Here is an 18,475-nt window from a genome sequence, read left to right as displayed (position 1 = left end):
CGGCTTCTGGTCGCGCTCGATCTGTGCCGGGCGGCGCTGGTCCTGCTGCTGCCCTTCGTCACCGAAATCTGGCAGATCTATGCGCTGGTCTTCCTGTTCCAGTCCTTCTCCGCCGCCTTCACGCCGGCCTTCCAGGCGACCATTCCCGACATCCTGCCCGAGGAGCGCGACTATACCAGGGCGCTCTCGCTGTCGCGGCTGGCCTATGACCTCGAATCGCTGCTGAGCCCGCTGCTGGCCGGGCTGCTACTCACCCTCATCAGCTTCCACTGGCTGTTCCTCGGCACGACGCTCGGCTTCCTCGCCTCCGCCGTGCTGGTGGTCTCGGTGCGGCTGCCCTCGCCGCAGCCGGCAGCGGAACAGGCGAGCTTCGGCCAGCGCCTCACGCGCGGCTGGCGGCTCTATCTCGCTACGCCCCGGTTACGCGGGCTGCTGGCGCTCAACCTTGCGGTGGCGGCGGCCGGCGCCATGGTGATCGTCAACACTGTCATTCTGGTGCGCGAGACGCTCGGCGGCAGCGACCGCGATGTCGCGCTGTTCTTCGCCGCCTACGGGCTGGGATCGATGATCGTGGCGCTGACCCTGCCGCGCCTGCTGGAAAGTCTGTCCGCGCGGCTGGTGATGCTGGCGGGCGGCGTCGGCCTTGCGGCCCTGCTGCCTGTCGCGGCGATAAGCCAGGGTTACGCCGCTGCGCTGGCCCTCTGGCTGCTGCTGGGCGCGGCCTCGGCGCTGGTGCAGACGCCGGGCGGGCTGCTGCTGAAACGTTCCTCCCATGCCGAGGACCGGCCGGCGCTGTTCGCCGCGCAGTTCGCCCTGTCGCATGCCTGCTGGCTGCTGACCTATCCGCTGGCCGGCTGGCTCGGTGCCGTGTTCGGGTTAGAGGCCGCTTTCTATAGTCTGGCAGCGATCGCGGCGGTGGGAACAATGATCGCCGCGCTGGTCTGGCCGGCGGGCGATCCCAGCGTGCTGCCGCACGATCATCCCGAACAGGCGCATACCCATGCGCATGTCCATGACGCGCACCACCAGCATGATCATGAAGGCTGGGAAGGGCCGGAGCCGCACAGCCACCCGCACCGGCACGCACCGCTGCGGCACAGCCATGAACTGGTGATCGACGATCATCACCCGGTCTGGCCACGGTGATTTCCGGGAAACAGACAGGCCTGTGACCCAGGCGAAACTGCCCGGGCCACGGGTCGTCGCATGCCGTCACGGAGCGGTCAGGACAAATCCGCCTTTCGCTGCAGATAATCGTCGCGGTCGATCTCCCCGTGAGCATAGCGTGCCTTGAGGATGTCTAGCGCGCTGTTATGAGACGGTGTTGCCGAATGCGTCCGATGCCCTACCCCCAGCCATCGGAACAGCAGGCTGAGGACCACCGCCAGCACGGCGATGAACAGGATGGCCGAGAGGCCGTGGAAGGCCATTCCCCAGAACCATCCGCCACCGTCATAGCCCATCATCGCACCGGGCTGGTGCCAGTTCTGCCACATGGCGTTCTCCTTTCCTTCAATCGACCTGGCGCAGGGCGCCGGTCCGGCGGTCGATCGCCAGCCGCTGGACCAGCGAGCCCTCCCGGGTGACGATATCGGCCAGAATCTCGCCATGCTCGGTCGGCTTGATCTCGCCGAGCTTCAGCCGCGGATTGCCGTGCCAGTCGAGGCGGCGCTGCAGCATCTCCCTGACCTGTTCCGGCGCGATCTCCTGCTCGTAACGGCCCGGCATGCCATAGATCATGCCCGGATGCATCATGCCCTGGCCCATCATTCCGGGGCCCATCATTCCGGGGCCCCTCATGCCCGGATGCAACATGCCCTGGCCCATCATGCCCGGCATGCCTTGCCCCTGCATCATGCCTTGTCCCTGCATCATGCCTTGTCCCTGCATCATGCCTTGTCCCTGCATAATGCCGGGGCCCATACCCATCCCAGAACCCATTCCGGGTCCCATGCCGGAACCCATGCCGGAACCGGGCATGCGCTGACCCGGAACAGCGGTGTCCGCCTGATTGCCTTGCCCGCTTCCCGTGCTTTGCGCCGAGGCAGTCCGGGTCACGTCAGCGCCATGGACGGCAAAGAGAAACGCCATTGAAGCCGCGCCGATGAGAGCGGGCCGGATTAACTTCCTCATGATCTTGTTCCTTTTCTGAGATCGTTCATTTGCCATCGCCATGACCGCCATGGCCCCGATGCATGAAGAAATGCAGGCCGATGCAGATCAGCAGGGGCAGGAAGAGAGGCAGCGCATCGGCGACCTGAAGCCGATATTCGACCCACAGAAAGATCGCCAGCGCCGCCAGCATGAGGCAAACCGCATAGCCTGCCGGCGTATTCAGAAAGCCCGATTGTTTGGTCTTCATGTGATTGCTCGCTTGTCGATGAGGGAAACGCCGTCCGCTTAAAGGCGGCGCCAAGGCCTCGCGACAAACGCGAGGCGCCATCAGACGAGAGCGAGCGACCTGGGAGGATGTTTGGCGGGGGAGAGCCCCGCACGCGCGACCCGGTAAGGTCTGGCGGAAATAGTGCCCGCCTTCCCGGCATCATCAATGCCTATCGCCGCCGGCAGCACGCCAAAAACAAGGCAGAGTTGAGTGCATCCGCAGTCGAGAAGATTTGCGGCGGTGGCCCTGTCACAAGGATGGGCAACGCTCCGCACGGAAACCGCATCCTCCGCCCCATAAGACTGCGTGGCCTGCCGCATGCCATCGCCCGGGCCAACATCCACAGCGAACGCGTGCGGGGCAAACACCAGCAGCAGGCAGCACAGGGCCGCCATCCGCACGATATTTGCCAGTCCGCGTTTCATACCGTCACGCCTATCCTTTTCCAGCACCGGCATCTTGCTTGCAATCCAGCGCCAGCACATTGATGCAGATCAACCGCCATCCTGGGCACAACACCCGCCTGCATGCCCCTTCGCCCGCGATTTCTGGATCGGCGGGCAAGGCGTGTCGCCATAGGAGCAGAACACGCAACAATCACCAGGCAGGGGCCGAAGCAGGCTTTTGCAGCCCCCGCACTCGTAGAAATACTGGCAAGCATTCTCCAGCATCGTCTCCACCGAGACATGCCCACATGTCGGACAGGTGATCGTCGATTGCAGCACCGTCATCTTGCATGTCCTCAATCGCGCAGCCTGACGGCACGCAACCGCAAGGCATTGCCGATGACGCTGACCGAGGACAGCGCCATGGCGGCGGCGGCGACGATCGGTGACAGCAGGATGCCCAGGAACGGATAGAGGATGCCCGCCGCGACCGGCACGCCGGCCGCATTGTAGATGAAGGCAAAGAACAGGTTTTGCCGGATGTTCCGCATCGTCGCCTCGGACAGGCGCCGTGCCCTGACAATGCCCATCAGATCGCCACGCAGCAGCGTCACGCCAGCGCTCTCGATGGCGACATCGGTGCCGGTGCCCATGGCGATGCCGACATCCGCCGCGGCCAGCGCCGGGGCATCGTTCACGCCATCGCCGGCCATGGCGACCACCCGTCCCTCGTCGCGCAGCTGCTTGACGATTGCCGCCTTCTGTTCGGGCAGCACCTCGGCCTCCACCCTGTCGATGCCGAGCTTCTTGGCAACCGCCTGTGCCGTGGTCTTGTTGTCGCCCGTCAGCATGACAACGGCGATGCCATCGGCGTGCAGCGCTTTTATGGCTGCCGGCGTCGATTCCTTTACCGGGTCGGCGATCGCGACGACTCCGGCAGGTTTACCGTCAACTGCCGCCAGAATCGCCGTCGCACCGTCCTGGCGCAGCGTGTCGGCGATTTCTTCAAGCGGACCGGTTTCGACTTCGTGCTCGGCGAGGAACCGGGCATTGCCCACCACGAGCTTTCGTCCATCGACCGTACCCAGCACGCCCTTGCCGGTCGGCGAATCGAAGTCGCCGGCCTGCAGCAGATCGAGCGAACGCTCCCTGGCGGCGGCCACGATGGCGGCGGCGAGAGGGTGCTCGCTGCCCTGTTCGAGGCTGGCGAGCAGGCGGAGCAGATCATCTTCCGCGAACCCGCTGAGGGTCTTGATCGCGGTGACCTTCGGCCGGCCTTCCGTCAGGGTGCCGGTCTTGTCCACGATGACGGTATCGACCTTCTCCATGCGTTCCAGCGCTTCGGCATTCTTGATCAGGACGCCCTCCTGGGCACCCCGGCCGACGCCCACCATGATCGACATCGGCGTTGCCAGTCCGAGCGCGCAGGGACAGGCAATGATCAGTACGCTGACCGCGGCGATCAGCGCATAACCCATTGCCGGCGCAGGGCCCCAAAGGGTCCAGGCTGCGAAGGCCAGCAGCGCGGTCAGGATGACCGCCGGCACGAACCACGACGAGACCACATCCGCCAGCCGCTGGATCGGTGCTCGCGAGCGCTGCGCCTCGGACACCATGCGCACGATCTGCGCCAGCATCGTGTCGCGGCCGACCTTTTCCGCCCGCATGATGAAGCTGCCCTGGCCGTTGATCGTCCCGCCGATGACCTTGTCATCCGGCTGTTTGCGGACCGGCATGGATTCGCCGGTCACCATCGATTCATCGACGCTGGAGCCGCCTTCGGTGACCATCCCATCGACCGGCACCCGGTCTCCCGGGCGGACCCTGAGCCGGTCGCCGGCCTCGACGCGATCCAGATCGACTTCCGCTTCCGTACCATCATCCGACAGCCGGCGCGCCGTCGTCGGCGACATGCCGAGCAGCGCCTTGATCGCCCCGGAGGTCGTCTCCCGCGCCCGCAGTTCCAGCACCTGCCCCAACAGCACCAGAACGGTGATGACCGCCGCCGCCTCGAAATAGACGGCCACCGCCCCCTCTGCATTGCGAAACGCCTCGGGGAAGATGCCTGGCGCCAGAGTGGCGACGATGCTGTACAGCCAGGCAACGCCGGTTCCCATGGCGATCAGGGTGAACATGTTGAGCGACCGGTTCACCACCGACCGCCAGCCCCTGACGAAGAACGGCCATCCCGCCCAGAGCACGACCGGCGTGGCCAGGACGAGCTGGACCCAGTTCGATATCTGCGCCGGAAGCAGATGCGACAATCCCGTCAGATGGCCGCCCATTTCCAGCAGGAAGACGGGTGCGGCCAGTGCGAGACCGATCCAGAACCGCTTGGACATGTCGGCAAGTTCCGGGTTCGGGCCTTCGTCCAGCGAAGCCTCCGCCGGCTCCAGCGCCATGCCGCAGATCGGGCAGTTGCCGGGGCCGATTTGGCGGATTTCAGGGTGCATCGGGCAGATGTAGATGGCCCCCGTATCCGGCTCCTTGCCGGAAGGCTGCTCTTCAAGATAGCGCTCCGGCGCCGCCACGAACTTGTCGTGACAACCTGTGGAGCAGAAGTAGTAGGTGCGCCCGGAGAAAGCGGCACGGTGTTTCGTCGTGTGCGGATCGACACGCATGCCGCACACAGGATCGATTGCGGTCAGGGCGCCATTGTCTTTAGCACGCGCATGGTCGCCGTGATCCTGATGGCCGTGATGGTCCATGTCAGTTCCTCTTGGGGGAATGGCATATTGCCACGCCGCAGAGTTTCCGGGCTGCGAATGGCCGCAGTTCACCGGGCATCGCACGCGCTACCGTCAAGATAGGGCTTCCAGTGCCGGGAAGGTCAAGCCTATCTATCGGCAATTCATGAAAGTCAGGGTTGCACCTCACGGATAGTGCGCTGGAAATGGAAAGTTAGCGTCCGCGGAAGTGGTGTAATTTCATCGGCGCTGCCGATGTAATCCGGGTGACCATCGAGGTGTATGGTCGAGGTGGAGTCTCGCGTCGGGACATAGTGGGACTCCTTCTTGCCCATTATGCCCGCCCACACACGAAATTCCTGACAGTCCCGACCGTCTGTTCGCGCAGAAATGACGAGTGGCTGATCTCCAGCCGCTACATGATGGTTGAGGCCTTCGCAGACATCAACAAAGAGGAGATTGACCCTATTCTCAGCATAACCACCAAAGCCGCCTGATCATGACCTCAGGCCATCCGTAAAATTACAACACCTTGACGGACGTGACCCCGGGAAGCGCGCGAATCAGGTCTGCCGGCTCAATATCCTCTCTGTAGGCTAGCCGACGCTCACCCGCCTTTCTCAGCCAATATTCATAAACGAAGCGGGTCAGCTCCGGGCAGCTGTCCAGAAAACCTGCGCCGATGAAGATACGGTCCAAATTGCTGCCCCACGGTCTGCAGGCCCAGTTGGTCACAACGATACCCTACAATGCATTCTAATATTAGCTCGATTGCATCCCCGATGATCGACTATCCGGACACCCTTCAGCAGATAAAATCCGGAACGGCTGGTTCCAGCGGAACTCCGCGACACAGAAATGGCCGTCCGCGCAGGGCGGACGGCCATCGTCTCTGTCGGACGGTAAATTATTATCCGATGATCTCGAAATTATCGGCGGTCAAGCTGCCCTCTGCCACCCCCATAAGGGTTACAGAGTCGCCGTCGGAAAACTCGATGACAGCGCCTTCGTCGGTATAGAGCACTGCATCCAGCAGCGATGCGGCATCATACAACATATCCCCATATTCAGCCTGAAGGAGCAGGCGGTCAGACATCTGGAAATCCAGAATGACGTCCTCGCCCTGTCCTTCCAGATGCAGGAATCTGTCGGCACCATCACCGCCGGTCATCGTATCGTTGCCGCGCCCACCCACGAGGTAGTCATCACCGGCGCCGCCCTGGATGGAATCATCGCCGCTGCCACCGCGCAATACGTCCGCTCCATCGCCGCCGGTGAGGGTGTCATTGCCGGCCGCACCGAACAAGGTCTCGGCACCTTCGGCACCTTCGAGAAGGTCATCCCCTTCGGTTCCGACCGAAACCTCGGGCTCGGGTGTTTCTCCGGAACCGTCATCGCTCTCGTCATCGTCGGTGAAGACGATGAAGTTATCTGCAGTCAGGGAATCAGCCGCCACGCCCTCCAGGGTGATGCGATTGCTTCCGCCCAGGTCGAGCATGGCATTGCCATCGGCATAGGTGACCAAGGCAAGAACGTCAGCCCCCGTCGCAATCCCGGTACCGTTGAAGTCGCTAACGACCTTGATGAAATCCGCGGAAGCGTCGAAATCGGTGATGATATCCGCCCCGCTCTCCTCATAGAAAACGAAGGTATCGGCGCCGTCACCGCCGGTCATGATATCTTTGCCTTTGCCGCCGATAATGATGTCGTCGCCAGCGCCGCCATCGATGGAATCATGCCCCTGGCCGCCGCCAAGGGTCTCGCTGCCACCTCCACCGAAAATCGTGTCGCCCTGCTTGCCACCCTGGACCTCATTCGCGCCGGAACTGTCCGCGCGGAGATCGATGAAGTCGAACCCGATGCCGGTGGAGATCGTGTCGTTGCCTGCGGCGCCGATTACCGTGTCGAAGCCGACACCGGTTTCGATGAGATTGTCGCCATCATCATCGAAGATCTCTTCACCCTGGCCATTCGCCTGGTTCATCATTGCCATTGTCCCAACTCCTGATTCTTGTACACTTTGCGGGCCGCCTGACGCGTGCACCCAATGAGTAACGAAGCATGTTGGAGTTTGTTGCAGGCACTGAATCAATCAGGCGAAATGAATTTGACATCGCTTCGATCATCGCGCGGGCGCCGTGCCCGAGACGGCCACCAGCACGCTGCATGGCGCATGGGCGAGCAGCGAAGCGCCGACGGAACCGCCCCACCACCGGGCAAGCGCGCTCTGTTCGCGGTGCCCGACGACGACCAGGTCCGCGCCGATCTCGCGGGCCATTCGGCCGATCTCCTCGGCGGGGTTGCCCGCGCAGAGACGCGTTTCGACGGAGAGGCCTACCCGCCGCAGCTCTTCCGCGCCCGCCGTTAGCACGCGGCGCACTTCCTGATATTCACGCTCTGGCAAGTCTGAGGGGGCCGCCGCCTCAGCGAGTGCGACACCCAACTCGTGTGCGACGACGGCGAGGAGATAGACACGAGCCTGGCAAAGCGAGGTCAGTTCGGCCCCTTGATCCAGTGCCTCACGACCGTGCTGGCTGCCGTCATAGGCCAAGAGGATCGTCCGGTACATTGTGGTTCTCCTTCAATGAGTGCCGTGGAATGCCTTTTCCGAGCCAGGCTGCGGACAGAGCAGGTGGGAGGACTTTAATCTCTACCTCTGGACATTCAATAGGTAGCCACCTATTAGTGTAACCAAAGAGAACCATGCAGGCAATGAGATGATGAATCCTCTCAACGATCAGGAACAATTCGGCCTTCGCCTCGGGCTGGTCGCCCGGCTGTGGCGCGCCGAGATCGACCGGCGGCTGGCCACCTTTGGCCTCACCGAGTCCCGCTGGTTGACCCTGTTACATCTCTCTCGCCTGCCCCAAGCGGCAACCCAGCGTGAATTGGCTGAGGCGGTCGGGGTGCGGGGGCCGACCCTGGTGCGCACGCTGGACCGGCTTGAAGCCGAGGGGCTGATCGAACGCCGGACAGAAGCTAGCGACCGCCGCACCAAATCGGTTCATCTGCGCGCGGAGGCCGCCCCTGTCCTGGAACGGATCGAAGCAACCGCAGCGGCGGTGCGCGCGGAAATCTTCTCCGACATATCCCATCCCGAGGTAACGACTTGCCTGAAGGTCTTGGAGCAGATCGCCGGCAAGTTGGGCGGCGTGCCAAGGGCGATGTGGCCTACGGACGAAGACCGATGAGGGGTAGGCCGTGGACCAGCATGTGACCCGTCTCGAACGCCAGGGCGACGATCCAGAAACCGATCTGCGCACAGCCCCCGACAAGGAGACGGGGGCTGGGTCAGAGGCGGCTTCACCTCCTGCCCGCACCCGGCCATGGCGACTGTATGGCGCGATCCTGGCGGCGCTGATCGTTCTCGGAGGCGGCGGCTGGTGGCTGTATCAGCAGTTCACCCATGTCTTTGTGACGGACGCCCGTGTCGCCGCCGACATCGTTGCCATGAGCAGCCGGGTTCCCGGTTGGGTGACGGCGCTCGAAGTGACCGAGGGCGATGCCACGCAGAGAGGCAGGGTTTTGATCCGGATCGACGACCGGGAAAGCCGCCTCCGCGTCGAGGAGCTTGACGCGCAACTCGCCGGGATTGCCCGCCGCCGCGAGGGAATCGAAGCGCGCATCGCACTCACCGACCGTCAGACGCAAAGTCGTATTACCGCCAAACAGGCAGCGGTGAGGGCTGCGGAGGCCGCGTTGGCAGGAGCGACGGCGCAACGCGATCTAGCCAGACAGGACAATGACCGGGCGGAGAAGCTGGCGCCGAGCGGCGCCATTACCCGTGCGCGCCTGGATCAGACGCGGGCGGCGCTGGAGACGGCAAAACAACAGGCGTTGAGCGCCCAGGCGGACTTGGAAAATGCCCGCGCCGCCCTTGCCGAGGCTGAAGCCGCGCGCGGGGAACTCACGGTGCTCCGCACCCAGCTCGCCGAACTCGGCCCGGAGGAACAGCGGCTGCGTGCACAAAAGGCCCGGGCGGCGCTCGACCTTGAAGACCGCACCATCGTCATGCCATTCGACGGCGTTGTGGACCGGGTCTTCGTGGACAAGGGCGAATACGTCACCCCCGGCCAGCGCTTGCTGATGGTGCATGACCCGCAGCGGGTGCGCGTCGAGGCGAACGTCAAAGAGACCGACATCCGCTTCTTCCGGCCGGGAAAGACCGTGACGATCACTGTCGATGCCCTGCCGGGGCGGCGCTTCGAGGGCGCGGTCACGCGCGTTGGGCAGTCCGCCACCAGCGAGTTCGCCCTGCTGCCCAACCCCAACCCGAGCGGCAATTTCACCAAGATCACTCAAAGGCTACCGATACGCATTGCCGTTGAACAAGAGAGCGGCGAACTCAAGCCGGGTATGATGGTGGAGCTGGAGGCCAAAGCCGGTGACTAGCGCGCCCCGGCCGGACAGTATCGAGGGGCTGTTTGCCCGTTTCGGCCCGTCCTATCGCTGGCTGGTCACGGCGACGGTCATGATGGGCACGATCGCCACCATCCTGACCGCCACCATCGTCAATGTAGCCCTGCCGGATATCATGGGCGCTTTCGGCATGGGCCAGGACAAGGCGCAACTTCTCTCCACCGGCTTCCTCGCCGCGATGACCGGGACCATGCTGCTGAATGCCTGGATGGTCGAGACCCTCGGCCAGCGCGCGACCTTTATGCTGGCGCTAACAGTCTTTATCGCCGCCTCCGTCATGGGCGGGCTCGCCCCCGCCGAGGGCGTGCTGATCCTGGCCCGCGTCCTTCAGGGCGGGGCGGCCGGCATCCTTCAGCCGCTCGCCATGCAGGTGATCTTCCAGGTCTTCCCACCGGAAAAACGCGGCTCGGCCATGGGCATCTACGGCATCGGCGTGGTGCTGGCCCCGGCGCTCGGCCCCACGCTGGGCGGCATCATGGTGGATAGCTTCAGCTGGCGCTATGTGTTCTTCATGGCCGTGCCGTTCTGCCTTGTCGGACTGTTCCTCGCCACCCTCTTCATGCCGGGACGGACAACATCGGGACCGCCGCGCAAATTCGACTGGATCGGGTTCGGACTGATGACGGTGTTCCTCGTGACCTTGCTCAACGGCCTGTCGAATGGACAACGTGACGGATGGTTCGCCGATTCCATCCTGCGCGACTTCGCCGTCGCCTTTATCTCGGGCATCGGCTTCATCGTCTGGGAACTGCGCACGCCCGCGCCCATGCTCAATCTCAAGCTCTTCACGAACCGGGTCTATGCGGGCGCGTCCGTGGTGGCCTTCATCTTCGGGGCGGGAATCTACGGTTCGACCTTCTTGATTCCGCTGTTCGCGCAGACGATCCAGGGCTACACGCCGACCCGCTCCGGCCTGCTGCTGATGCCGGCGGGGCTCATCCTGGCGCTCGTCTTCCCGATAGCCGGGCGTCTCACCGACAAGACGCCGGCCTATGTCACGGTCATGTTCGGCTTGGTGGTCTTCGCGCTGTCATCGTTTCTAATGACTGGCGTGGATACTAATACCTCGTTCTGGCTATTCGCCTGGTGGATCATGCTGGGGCGTATCGGCCTTGGTTTCATCATGCCGAGCCTGAACGCCGGCGCCCTCAAGGCGCTGCCGATGACGCTGCTCGGTCAGGGCTCCGGGGCGATCAACTTCGTGCGCCAACTCGGCGGCGCCTTCGGCGTCAACCTGCTTTCAATTGCCCTCGAAAGACGCTCGCAGCTTTACGTGGATAGCTTCACGGCGGCGCAGCACGCGGGCAACAGCGCGACGACCGGCTTGTTGCGCGATGTGACCGGCTTGCTCGCGCAGGCCGGGGTACCGGAAGCGATTCTTCAGGCCGGGGCGATGAACTATCTCGGCCGCGTGATCTACGCCCAAGGCAATATGCTGGGATATCGCGACAGCTTCTTTATCGTCGGCGCGATCTTTCTGGCCGCGCTTCTTCCGACGCTGATGATGCGCCGAAGGTCCACGCCTCCGGCGCTACAGGCAAGTGACGCCATGCGTCACCCGCCATCGTCGCAGAACGCGATCCAGCAGGGCCGGTGAAGCCCGGGATTTGGCGTAGATGTTGGCAAGCCCAACATCTAGCAATACTTTGTCAGATCTAGTTTGATGGGGTGGTTCAGAGCGATCCGTTGGGATTGCTCCAGAGAGGGGCGGGCCATCCCATAATCACAGATCCACCGACGCCAGAATTCCCTTATTGAGTACCTACCCTAAGGTAGCAACCCAGCGGCAGGGTCAACAACGACAGGGACGACGAGATGCGCAAACCGATTAGAACTTGGCTGTGGCGAATCGCCCTTATCGCGCTTGCTGGTGGCGCTGCTGTCGCTGCTTGGTGGCATTTTCAACCGCAGGACTTGCCGGACGGGTTTGCTGGCGGAAACGGTCGGATCGAGGCGGTCGAGATCGATATCGCGGCCAAGACCGCGGGCCGGATTCGGGATATCCTGGTTAACGAGGGCGACTTCGTCCGTGCCGGCCAGATCTTGGCGAAAATGGACACGGCCGTCCTGGAGGCGCAGTTCCGGGAGGCCGAAGCGCATCTGCGGCGGGCGCTCATCGGCATCGAGACCGCGCAAAGCCGGGTGACCCAGCGCGAAGCCGAGAAGCAGGCCGCCGAGGCGCTCATAGCCCAGAGGAAGGCCGAATTCGACGCCGCGCAAAGGAGGGTCGCGCGCTCGGAGGAGCTCTCCCCGAAAGGCGCCGTCCCCGTCTCGAAGCTGGACGACGACCGCGCCGCCTTTCAGGCGGCGAAGGCTGCGGTCGGCGCCGCGGAGGCGCAGGCGGCGGCCGCGCAAGCCGCCATAGGGGAAGCCAAGTCGGATGTCATTGCCGCGGAGGCCTCGGTGGAAGCGGCGCGGGCCACCATCCAGCGCATCCAGGCCGATATCGACGACAGCGTGCTGAAATCGCCGCGTGACGGGCGTGTCCAGTACCGCGTCGCTCAGCCCGGCGAGGTCCTCTCCCCGGGCGGCGTGGTGCTGAACATGGTCGATCTCACCGATGTCTACATGACCTTCTTCCTGCCGACGGAACAGGCCGGGCGGGCCGCGCTGGGAGCCGAGGCACGGCTCGTGCTCGACGCCGCCCCACAATACGTGGTCCCGGCCGAAATCTCCTTCGTGGCGGACGTCGCGCAGTTCACGCCCAAGACGGTGGAGACGGAAGAAGAACGCCAGAAGCTGATGTTCCGCATCAAGGCGCGGATCGCCCCGGACCTGCTCAGAGAGCACCTCCTCCAGGTCAAGACCGGCCTGCCGGGCATGGCCTATGTGCGGCTCGACCCGCGGGTGGATTGGCCGCCTGAACTGCAGACGAGGCTGCCGCAATGAGCCGGGATGTACATGCACAGATCGAGGATGGCGGGGACGGTACCCCGCCGGTTGCCCGCCTGCGGGATGTGTCCCTGCGCTACGGCAAGGTGCGTGCGCTCGACGAGGTCACGATCGACATCCCGGCGGGCTGCATGGCCGGGCTGATCGGCCCGGACGGGGTCGGCAAGTCGAGTCTGCTGGCGCTGATCGCGGGCGCCCGCGCGGTCCAGACGGGACAGGTCGAGGTGTTCGGCGGCGATATGGCCGATGCGCGTCATCGCCGCGGAGTCGGCCCGCGGATCGCCTACATGCCGCAGGGTCTGGGGCGCAACCTCTATCCGACGCTCACGGTGTTCGAGAACCTCGACTTCTTCGGCCGTCTGTTCGGGCATGATGGCGGCGAACGGGCGCGCCGCATCGAGGCGCTGACCCAGGCCACCGGGCTCAAGCCGTTTCTCGATCGGGCGGCAGGCAAGCTATCCGGCGGCATGAAGCAGAAGCTCGGCCTCTGCTGCGCGCTGATCCACGATCCGGACCTGCTCATCCTCGACGAGCCGACCACCGGCGTCGATCCGCTCTCACGGCGGCAGTTCTGGGATCTGATCGCCGGCATCCGTCGTTCCCGGCCCGGCATGAGCGTGCTGGTGGCCACGGCCTATATGGAGGAGGCGGCGCGCTTCGACTGGCTGGCGGCAATGGACGGTGGGCGGGTGCTGGCCAGCGACACGCCCCAAGGCCTGCTGCGGAGCACGGGGGCGGATTCGCTGGAGGCGGCCTTCATCCGGCTGCTGCCGGAAGACAAGCGCCGGGATTATCGGGCGGTCGAGATTCCGCCGCGGCCGGCAGACGATGGCGATACCGCGATCGAGGCCCGGGATCTGACCATGCGCTTCGGCGAGTTCACCGCGGTCGATCATGTGAACCTGCGTGTCCCACGGGGTGAGATCTTCGGTTTTCTCGGCTCCAACGGCTGCGGCAAGACCACGACGATGAAGATGCTGACCGGCCTCCTGCCGCCGAGCGAAGGCCGGGCCTGGCTGTTCGGACACGAGGTGGACCCGCACGACCTCGCGACCCGCCGCCGCGTCGGCTACATGTCGCAGTTTTTCTCGCTCTACACCGAGCTGACGGTACGGCAGAACCTGGAGCTGCATGCCCGGCTGTTCCACGTGCCCGCTGCCGAGATTTCAGGGCGGGTGGACGAAATGGTCGAGCGATTCGATCTGGCCGCGGTGATCGACACCCTGCCGGACAAGCTGCCGCTGGGCATCCGCCAGCGCCTGTCGCTGGCGGTCGCCATGATCCACGAGCCGCAGATGCTGATCCTGGACGAGCCCACCTCGGGCGTCGACCCGGTGGCGCGCGACGCCTTCTGGCGCAGGCTGGTCGAACTGTCGCGCCGCGACGGGGTGACCATCTTCATCTCGACCCATTTCATGAACGAGGCCGAGCGCTGCGACCGCATCTCGCTGATGCATGCGGGCCGGGTGCTGGTCACCGACACGCCGGCGAATATCGTGCAGCAGCGGGGCGCGGAGACCCTGGAAGAGGCATTCGTGGCGCATCTGGAGGAGGCGTCGCAGGAAGGCGGAGCCGCCGAAAGGCAACCAGGTGGGGCAGCTTCGCTCGGTTTGGTTGGCGCGTCGGCAGGCCATGTCGAACCGCAGGGCTGGCGGCGCCAGTTCGACCCCCGACGCATGATCAGCTATGCCCGGCGCGAAGCGCTGGAGCTGCGCCGCGATCCCATCCGGCTGACGCTGGCGCTGCTCGGCAGCGTCATCCTGATGTTCGTGATGGGCTATGGGATCAACCTCGATGTCGAGGATCTCACCTTCGCGGTGCTGGATCGCGACCAGACCACCGTCAGCCGCGACTATACGCTCAACCTCGCCGGCTCCCGGTACTTCGTCGAGCGGGCGCCGATTACCGGTTATGGCGATCTCGACCGGCGAATGCGCGAAGGCGACATCAGTCTGGCGATCGAGATCCCGCCGGGCTTCGCGCGCGACATCGCCCGCGGCCGGCGGGTCCAGATCGGCGCCTGGATCGACGGCGCCATGCCGACACGGGCAGAGACCGTCCGCGGCTATGTGCAGGGGATTCACGCCCACTGGCTGGCGACCAGGGCGCGCGAGGCCGGCTACGGCGAGGCCTTGGCGGGGCTGGTCAATATCGAGACCCGGTTCCGCTATAACCCTGACGTCGAGAGCCTGGTGGCGATGGTGCCGGCGGTGATCCCGCTGCTGCTCATGCTGATCCCGGCCATGCTCGCGGCGCTCAGCGTGGTGCAAGAGAAGGAGCTCGGCTCGATCACCAACTTCTACGTCACGCCGACCACGCGGCTCGAATTCCTGCTCGGCAAGCAGTTGCCCTATGTGGTGCTGTCCTTCCTGAGCTTCCTGCTGCTCACGCTGCTGGCGGTGACCGTCTTCGGCGTGCCGCTGAAGGGCAGCTTCCTGACGTTGGCGGCGGGCGCGCTGCTCTATGTCGGCGCCGCGACGGCCGTGGGGCTGCTGATCTCAACCTTCATGCGCAGCCAGATCGCGGCGATCTTCGGCACGGCGGTGCTCACCATCCTGCCCGCGGCGAACTTCTCGGGCATGATCGACCCGGTCTCGTCCCTCGAAGGGGTGGGCCGAGTGATCGGCGAGATCTACCCGACCACGCATTTCCTGACCATCGCGCGCGGCACCTTCTCGAAGGCCCTCAACTTCTCCGACCTGCATGCCGCCTTTGTGCCGCTGGCGCTGGCGGTGCCGATCCTGATCGGGCTGTCCGCGGCGCTGCTCAAGAAGCAGGAGCGGTAGTCCATGCGCCCGGCCAATATTCTCCATCTCGGTGTCAAGGAACTGCGCAGCCTGGTCCGCGACCCGATCATGCTGGTGCTGATCGTCTACGCCTTCACCCTGTCGGTCTACACGGCGGCCACGGCCATGCCGGAGACCCTCAACAAGGCGCCGATCGCGGTGGTGAACGAGGATCGCTCGCCGCTGTCATGGCGCATCGTCAGCGCCTTTTACCCGCCGTACTTCGTTCTCCCCGAGGTGATCGACCAGGCCGAGATGGACGCCCGCATGGATGCCGGCGTCGACACCTTCGCCCTCGACATCCCGCCTAACTTCCAGCGCGACCTGCTGGCGGGGCGGCGGCCAACGGTCCAGCTCAACGTCGATGCCACGCGCATGAGCCAGGCTTTCACCGGCAGCGGCTATATCCAGACCATCGTGAGCGACGAGGTGCGCGCCTTCGCGCAGCGTTATCGCGAGGTTCCGGAGTTGCCGGTCGATCTGGCGCTCCGGGTGCGCTTCAATCCCCAGCTGAACAAGTCGTGGTTCGGTGCCATCATGCAGGTCATCAATAACGTGACCATGCTCTCTATCGTCCTCACCGGCGCGGCGCTGATCCGCGAGCGCGAGCACGGCACCGTCGAGCATCTGCTGGTCATGCCGGTCACGCCGTTCGAGATCATGACGAGCAAGGTGTGGTCGATGGGGCTCGTCGTCCTTGCCGCCACCGCCTTCGCGCTCACCGCCGTCGTGCAGGGCTGGCTGTCCGTGCCGATTCAAGGCTCGCTCGCGCTATTCCTGGCCGGGGCGGCGCTGCATCTGTTCGCGACCACCTCGATGGGCATCTTCCTCGGCACCGTCGCCCGCTCCATGCCGCAGTTCGGCCTGCTGCTCATGCTGGTGCTGCTGCCCTTGCAGATGCTCTCCGGCGGCTCGACGCCGCGCGAGAGCATGCCGGAGGCGGTGCAGTACCTCATGCTCGCCGCGCCCAACACACACTTCGTGATGCTGGCCCAGGCGATCCTCTATCGCGGCGCGGGCTTCGCGGCGGTCTGGCCGCAGTTCCTCGCCATCGCCGCGATCGGAGCCGCCCTGTTCAGCCTCGCCCTGATCCGCTTCCGACGTACCATCAGCACCATGGCTTGAGGATGCAAATGAGACAGGGACAAAAGGTCAGGACACCCTCGCCATTGAGAAGATGGTTATCCACCTTGGTGGTGGCTGCCGCGGGTTCTGTAGGGTCTCATCCGGCTGTTGCGGCCGACGAGACGGAACCCGGCACCCTGAGCCTGGTCTTCGAGAACGATCTCTTCTACGACACGGACCGCAACTACACGAACGGTGTGCGCGCCTCCTGGCTGTCCAATCCGGACGGGACGCCCGACTGGGCGCTGGGCGCGGCCCGCTGGTTCCCCTTGTTCCCGGAGGGCGGCACCGTGCGGACGAGCTATGCGATGGGCCAGAACATGTACACGCCGGAGGACATCGCGCTGCGCGATCCGCCCCTCGACGACCGCCCCTATGCCGGCTGGCTGTACGGCTCGGTCGGGCTGATCGCCGAGACCGGCCGTCGGCTCGACCAGCTGGAGCTCACGCTCGGGGTCGTCGGACCGGCCTCGCTCGCCGAGCAGACGCAGACGCTTATCCACGAGATCACGGGCTCGCAGGAGCCGCGCGGATGGGATACCCAGCTTAAGAACGAGCCCGGTGTCGTCCTGACCTACCAGCGCAGCTGGCGCGGCTTCATCTCGCAGCCGGTCTCCGGCTTCGGTTTCGACGTGACGCCGCATGCCGGCGGTGCCCTCGGCAACGTCTTTACCTACGCCAACGCCGGGATGATGCTGCGCTTGGGCCAGCGCCTGCCGCTCGACTATGGGCCGCCGCGCATCCAGCCCAGCTTGCCGGGCTCGGGCTTCTTCGTGCCGCAGGACGGCTTCGGCTGGTACCTGTTCGCCGGCGTGGAGGGGAGGGCGGTCGCGCGCAACATCTTCCTCGACGGCAACACGTTCCGCGACAGCCGCAGCGTGGACAAGGAGCCGCTGGTCGGCGACCTCCAGTTCGGCATCGCCCTGACCTGGAGGAACGTGCGCCTCAGTTATACACACGTGCTGCGCACGCGGGAGTTCGAGACCCAGGACGAGGCCGACAATTTCGGAGCCTTCAGCCTCTCGGTACGGTTTTGATGTCTGATCTTCGGCGCGCGTCGGTGAGTTTTCCCGGAAGTCACAGAAGCGTATCTCATATTCCTCGGCGATGCGGTTCAGCCGGAGTCGCAACATCAAGTGCTGCGGAACACCTTTGCATGGTCGCGTGCAAATTCCTGAAACGTGCGGACGGGGCGACCGGTGATCTGCTCGACCGTATCGAGCACACCTTCCAGATGCCCGGCAGAGGAGCGGCGTATAATTCGTTCATCGCATCAGCCAGCATCTCCGTCATTCCCATGGCGGTCATCGCTTGCTTGGCCTGGTCCGGTGAGGTGAGGACATAGTGACTGAACCGCGCCAGGCCGCCTCGGATACCGGGGCGGCGTCGAACCAACTGCTCTCCTCCTCCAGCGATCTTTGGCGCGGGGCGGATGCGTTACGCGCCCAGGTCGCCCAGTTCCTGGCCAGCATCCGCGGCGATACCAGGAAAGCGTAATCCAGAGCGCCCCTGCCGGTCCGTCGGCCGGCAGGGGGTGCACCGATTTCCATTGGGTGTATTTTATGTGCGCCTCGTGTCTTGTGCGGGTGGACTATGTTGGATAGTGTCGGTAGATAAATAAAAAAGACCGAATAAGTCGTGCGGTCAGATTCCGGAAACCGGGGCATTTCGACGGGCAGAGAAATTTGCCGGCCGAAGCAGCACGAGAAGGTCAGGGAAGCAAGGTCCGGGTCATTCTCAGTGCCGCCGATTTCGGGGGCACACCGCCATCGCGTGGCAAGGAATGTCCGGGCGCGC

17 protein-coding genes are annotated in these 18,475 nt (G+C 64.6%); 9 read left to right on the top strand and 8 right to left on the bottom strand.

Annotated features, from left to right (window positions below; genetic code table 11):
* Positions 1–1,146, top strand: a 1,146-nt coding sequence (locus BKM74_RS14700) for an MFS transporter (protein WP_086466464.1), incomplete at its 5' end; no start/stop codon positions are given.
* Positions 1,147–1,223: 77 nt separating this feature from the next.
* Here the strand turns inward: BKM74_RS14700 and BKM74_RS14695 are convergent.
* The 8 genes from BKM74_RS14695 to BKM74_RS14655 form a co-directional block, all read right to left on the bottom strand.
* Positions 1,224–1,496 (bottom strand): SHOCT domain-containing protein, encoded by a 273-nt coding sequence (locus BKM74_RS14695; RefSeq protein ID WP_086466463.1) that lies wholly within the window; start codon positions 1,494–1,496, stop codon positions 1,224–1,226.
* A 16-nt stretch (positions 1,497–1,512) separates the two neighbouring features.
* Positions 1,513–1,893, bottom strand: a complete 381-nt coding sequence (locus BKM74_RS18440; RefSeq protein WP_140056096.1) for a hypothetical protein — start codon at positions 1,891–1,893, stop codon at positions 1,513–1,515.
* Between the two features lie 265 nt (positions 1,894–2,158).
* Positions 2,159–2,362: a DUF2933 domain-containing protein gene (locus tag BKM74_RS14685; RefSeq protein ID WP_086466462.1), complete on the bottom strand. Its 204-nt coding sequence runs from the start codon at positions 2,360–2,362 to the stop codon at positions 2,159–2,161.
* 80 nt (positions 2,363–2,442) lie between these two features.
* Positions 2,443–2,841: a hypothetical protein gene (locus tag BKM74_RS14680; RefSeq protein ID WP_086466472.1), complete on the bottom strand. Its 399-nt coding sequence runs from the start codon at positions 2,839–2,841 to the stop codon at positions 2,443–2,445.
* Between the two features lie 36 nt (positions 2,842–2,877).
* Positions 2,878–3,114, bottom strand: coding sequence for a GDCCVxC domain-containing (seleno)protein (locus BKM74_RS19100; protein ID WP_086466461.1), 237 nt, complete (start codon positions 3,112–3,114; stop codon positions 2,878–2,880).
* A gap of 11 nt (positions 3,115–3,125) precedes the next feature.
* The gene (locus tag BKM74_RS14670) at positions 3,126–5,477 is read right to left on the bottom strand and encodes a heavy metal translocating P-type ATPase (RefSeq protein ID WP_086466460.1); all 2,352 of its coding nucleotides are present in this window, start codon (positions 5,475–5,477) and stop codon (positions 3,126–3,128) included.
* A gap of 889 nt (positions 5,478–6,366) precedes the next feature.
* On the bottom strand, positions 6,367–7,449 hold the full coding sequence (locus tag BKM74_RS14660) for a calcium-binding protein (RefSeq protein WP_086466458.1): 1,083 nt from the start codon (positions 7,447–7,449) through the stop codon (positions 6,367–6,369).
* 129 nt (positions 7,450–7,578) lie between these two features.
* Positions 7,579–8,025: a universal stress protein gene (locus BKM74_RS14655; RefSeq protein WP_086466457.1), complete on the bottom strand. Its 447-nt coding sequence runs from the start codon at positions 8,023–8,025 to the stop codon at positions 7,579–7,581.
* 148 nt (positions 8,026–8,173) lie between these two features.
* Here BKM74_RS14655 and slyA point away from each other — a divergent pair, with 148 nt between their 5' ends.
* The 8 genes from slyA (at position 8,174) to BKM74_RS18780 (ending at position 18,175) form a co-directional block, all read left to right on the top strand.
* Positions 8,174–8,647, top strand: coding sequence for a transcriptional regulator SlyA (slyA, locus tag BKM74_RS14650; protein WP_086466456.1), 474 nt, complete (start codon positions 8,174–8,176; stop codon positions 8,645–8,647).
* A 10-nt stretch (positions 8,648–8,657) separates the two neighbouring features.
* Entirely contained in the window at positions 8,658–9,848 is a 1,191-nt protein-coding gene (locus BKM74_RS14645; protein ID WP_217895494.1) for an HlyD family secretion protein, read from the top strand.
* A complete protein-coding gene (locus BKM74_RS14640; RefSeq protein WP_086466455.1) occupies positions 9,841–11,472 on the top strand; it encodes a DHA2 family efflux MFS transporter permease subunit in 1,632 nt (543 codons plus the stop codon). The genes BKM74_RS14645 and BKM74_RS14640 overlap by 8 nt, the downstream gene beginning before the upstream one ends.
* 218 nt (positions 11,473–11,690) lie before the next feature.
* The gene (locus BKM74_RS14635) at positions 11,691–12,764 is read left to right on the top strand and encodes an HlyD family secretion protein (RefSeq protein ID WP_086466454.1); all 1,074 of its coding nucleotides are present in this window, start codon (positions 11,691–11,693) and stop codon (positions 12,762–12,764) included.
* Complete coding sequence (gene rbbA, locus BKM74_RS14630) at positions 12,761–15,553, top strand: ribosome-associated ATPase/putative transporter RbbA (RefSeq protein WP_086466453.1); 2,793 nt, start codon at positions 12,761–12,763, stop codon at positions 15,551–15,553. Before BKM74_RS14635 ends, rbbA begins: the two co-directional genes overlap by 4 nt.
* A gap of 3 nt (positions 15,554–15,556) precedes the next feature.
* Positions 15,557–16,678 carry an ABC transporter permease gene (locus tag BKM74_RS14625; protein WP_086466452.1) on the top strand — a complete coding sequence of 374 codons (1,122 nt, stop codon included), beginning with the start codon at positions 15,557–15,559 and terminating at the stop codon, positions 16,676–16,678.
* Positions 16,679–16,746: 68 nt separating this feature from the next.
* Positions 16,747–17,715 carry a lipid A deacylase LpxR family protein gene (locus BKM74_RS14620; protein WP_245825953.1) on the top strand — a complete coding sequence of 323 codons (969 nt, stop codon included), beginning with the start codon at positions 16,747–16,749 and terminating at the stop codon, positions 17,713–17,715.
* A gap of 307 nt (positions 17,716–18,022) precedes the next feature.
* Positions 18,023–18,175 carry a hypothetical protein gene (locus tag BKM74_RS18780; RefSeq protein ID WP_176342550.1) on the top strand — a complete coding sequence of 51 codons (153 nt, stop codon included), beginning with the start codon at positions 18,023–18,025 and terminating at the stop codon, positions 18,173–18,175.
* Positions 18,176–18,475 lie beyond the last annotated feature (300 nt).

Source organism: Oceanibaculum nanhaiense, from assembly GCF_002148795.1.
GTDB lineage: Bacteria > Pseudomonadota > Alphaproteobacteria > Oceanibaculales > Oceanibaculaceae > Oceanibaculum > Oceanibaculum nanhaiense.
Note: the sequence above shows the minus strand (reverse complement) of the source record. Positions and strands in the feature narration are given on the sequence as shown.

What these genes read in the sequence shown, in the direction of transcription:
- BKM74_RS18440 (WP_140056096.1), bottom strand. Translation starts at nt 1,893, where the DNA reads ATGATGCAGGGACAAGGCATGATGCAGGGACAAGGCATGATGCAGGGG.
- BKM74_RS14635 (WP_086466454.1), top strand. Translation starts at nt 11,691, where the DNA reads ATGCGCAAACCGATTAGAACTTGGCTGTGGCGAATCGCCCTTATCGCG.
- BKM74_RS19100 (WP_086466461.1), bottom strand. Translation starts at nt 3,114, where the DNA reads ATGACGGTGCTGCAATCGACGATCACCTGTCCGACATGTGGGCATGTC.
- slyA (WP_086466456.1), top strand. Translation starts at nt 8,174, where the DNA reads ATGATGAATCCTCTCAACGATCAGGAACAATTCGGCCTTCGCCTCGGG.
- BKM74_RS14655 (WP_086466457.1), bottom strand. Translation starts at nt 8,025, where the DNA reads ATGTACCGGACGATCCTCTTGGCCTATGACGGCAGCCAGCACGGTCGT.
- BKM74_RS14670 (WP_086466460.1), bottom strand. Translation starts at nt 5,477, where the DNA reads ATGGACCATCACGGCCATCAGGATCACGGCGACCATGCGCGTGCTAAA.
- BKM74_RS14685 (WP_086466462.1), bottom strand. Translation starts at nt 2,362, where the DNA reads ATGAAGACCAAACAATCGGGCTTTCTGAATACGCCGGCAGGCTATGCG.
- BKM74_RS14660 (WP_086466458.1), bottom strand. Translation starts at nt 7,449, where the DNA reads ATGGCAATGATGAACCAGGCGAATGGCCAGGGTGAAGAGATCTTCGAT.
- rbbA (WP_086466453.1), top strand. Translation starts at nt 12,761, where the DNA reads ATGAGCCGGGATGTACATGCACAGATCGAGGATGGCGGGGACGGTACC.
- BKM74_RS14680 (WP_086466472.1), bottom strand. Translation starts at nt 2,841, where the DNA reads ATGCCGGTGCTGGAAAAGGATAGGCGTGACGGTATGAAACGCGGACTG.
- BKM74_RS14625 (WP_086466452.1), top strand. Translation starts at nt 15,557, where the DNA reads ATGCGCCCGGCCAATATTCTCCATCTCGGTGTCAAGGAACTGCGCAGC.
- BKM74_RS14695 (WP_086466463.1), bottom strand. Translation starts at nt 1,496, where the DNA reads ATGTGGCAGAACTGGCACCAGCCCGGTGCGATGATGGGCTATGACGGT.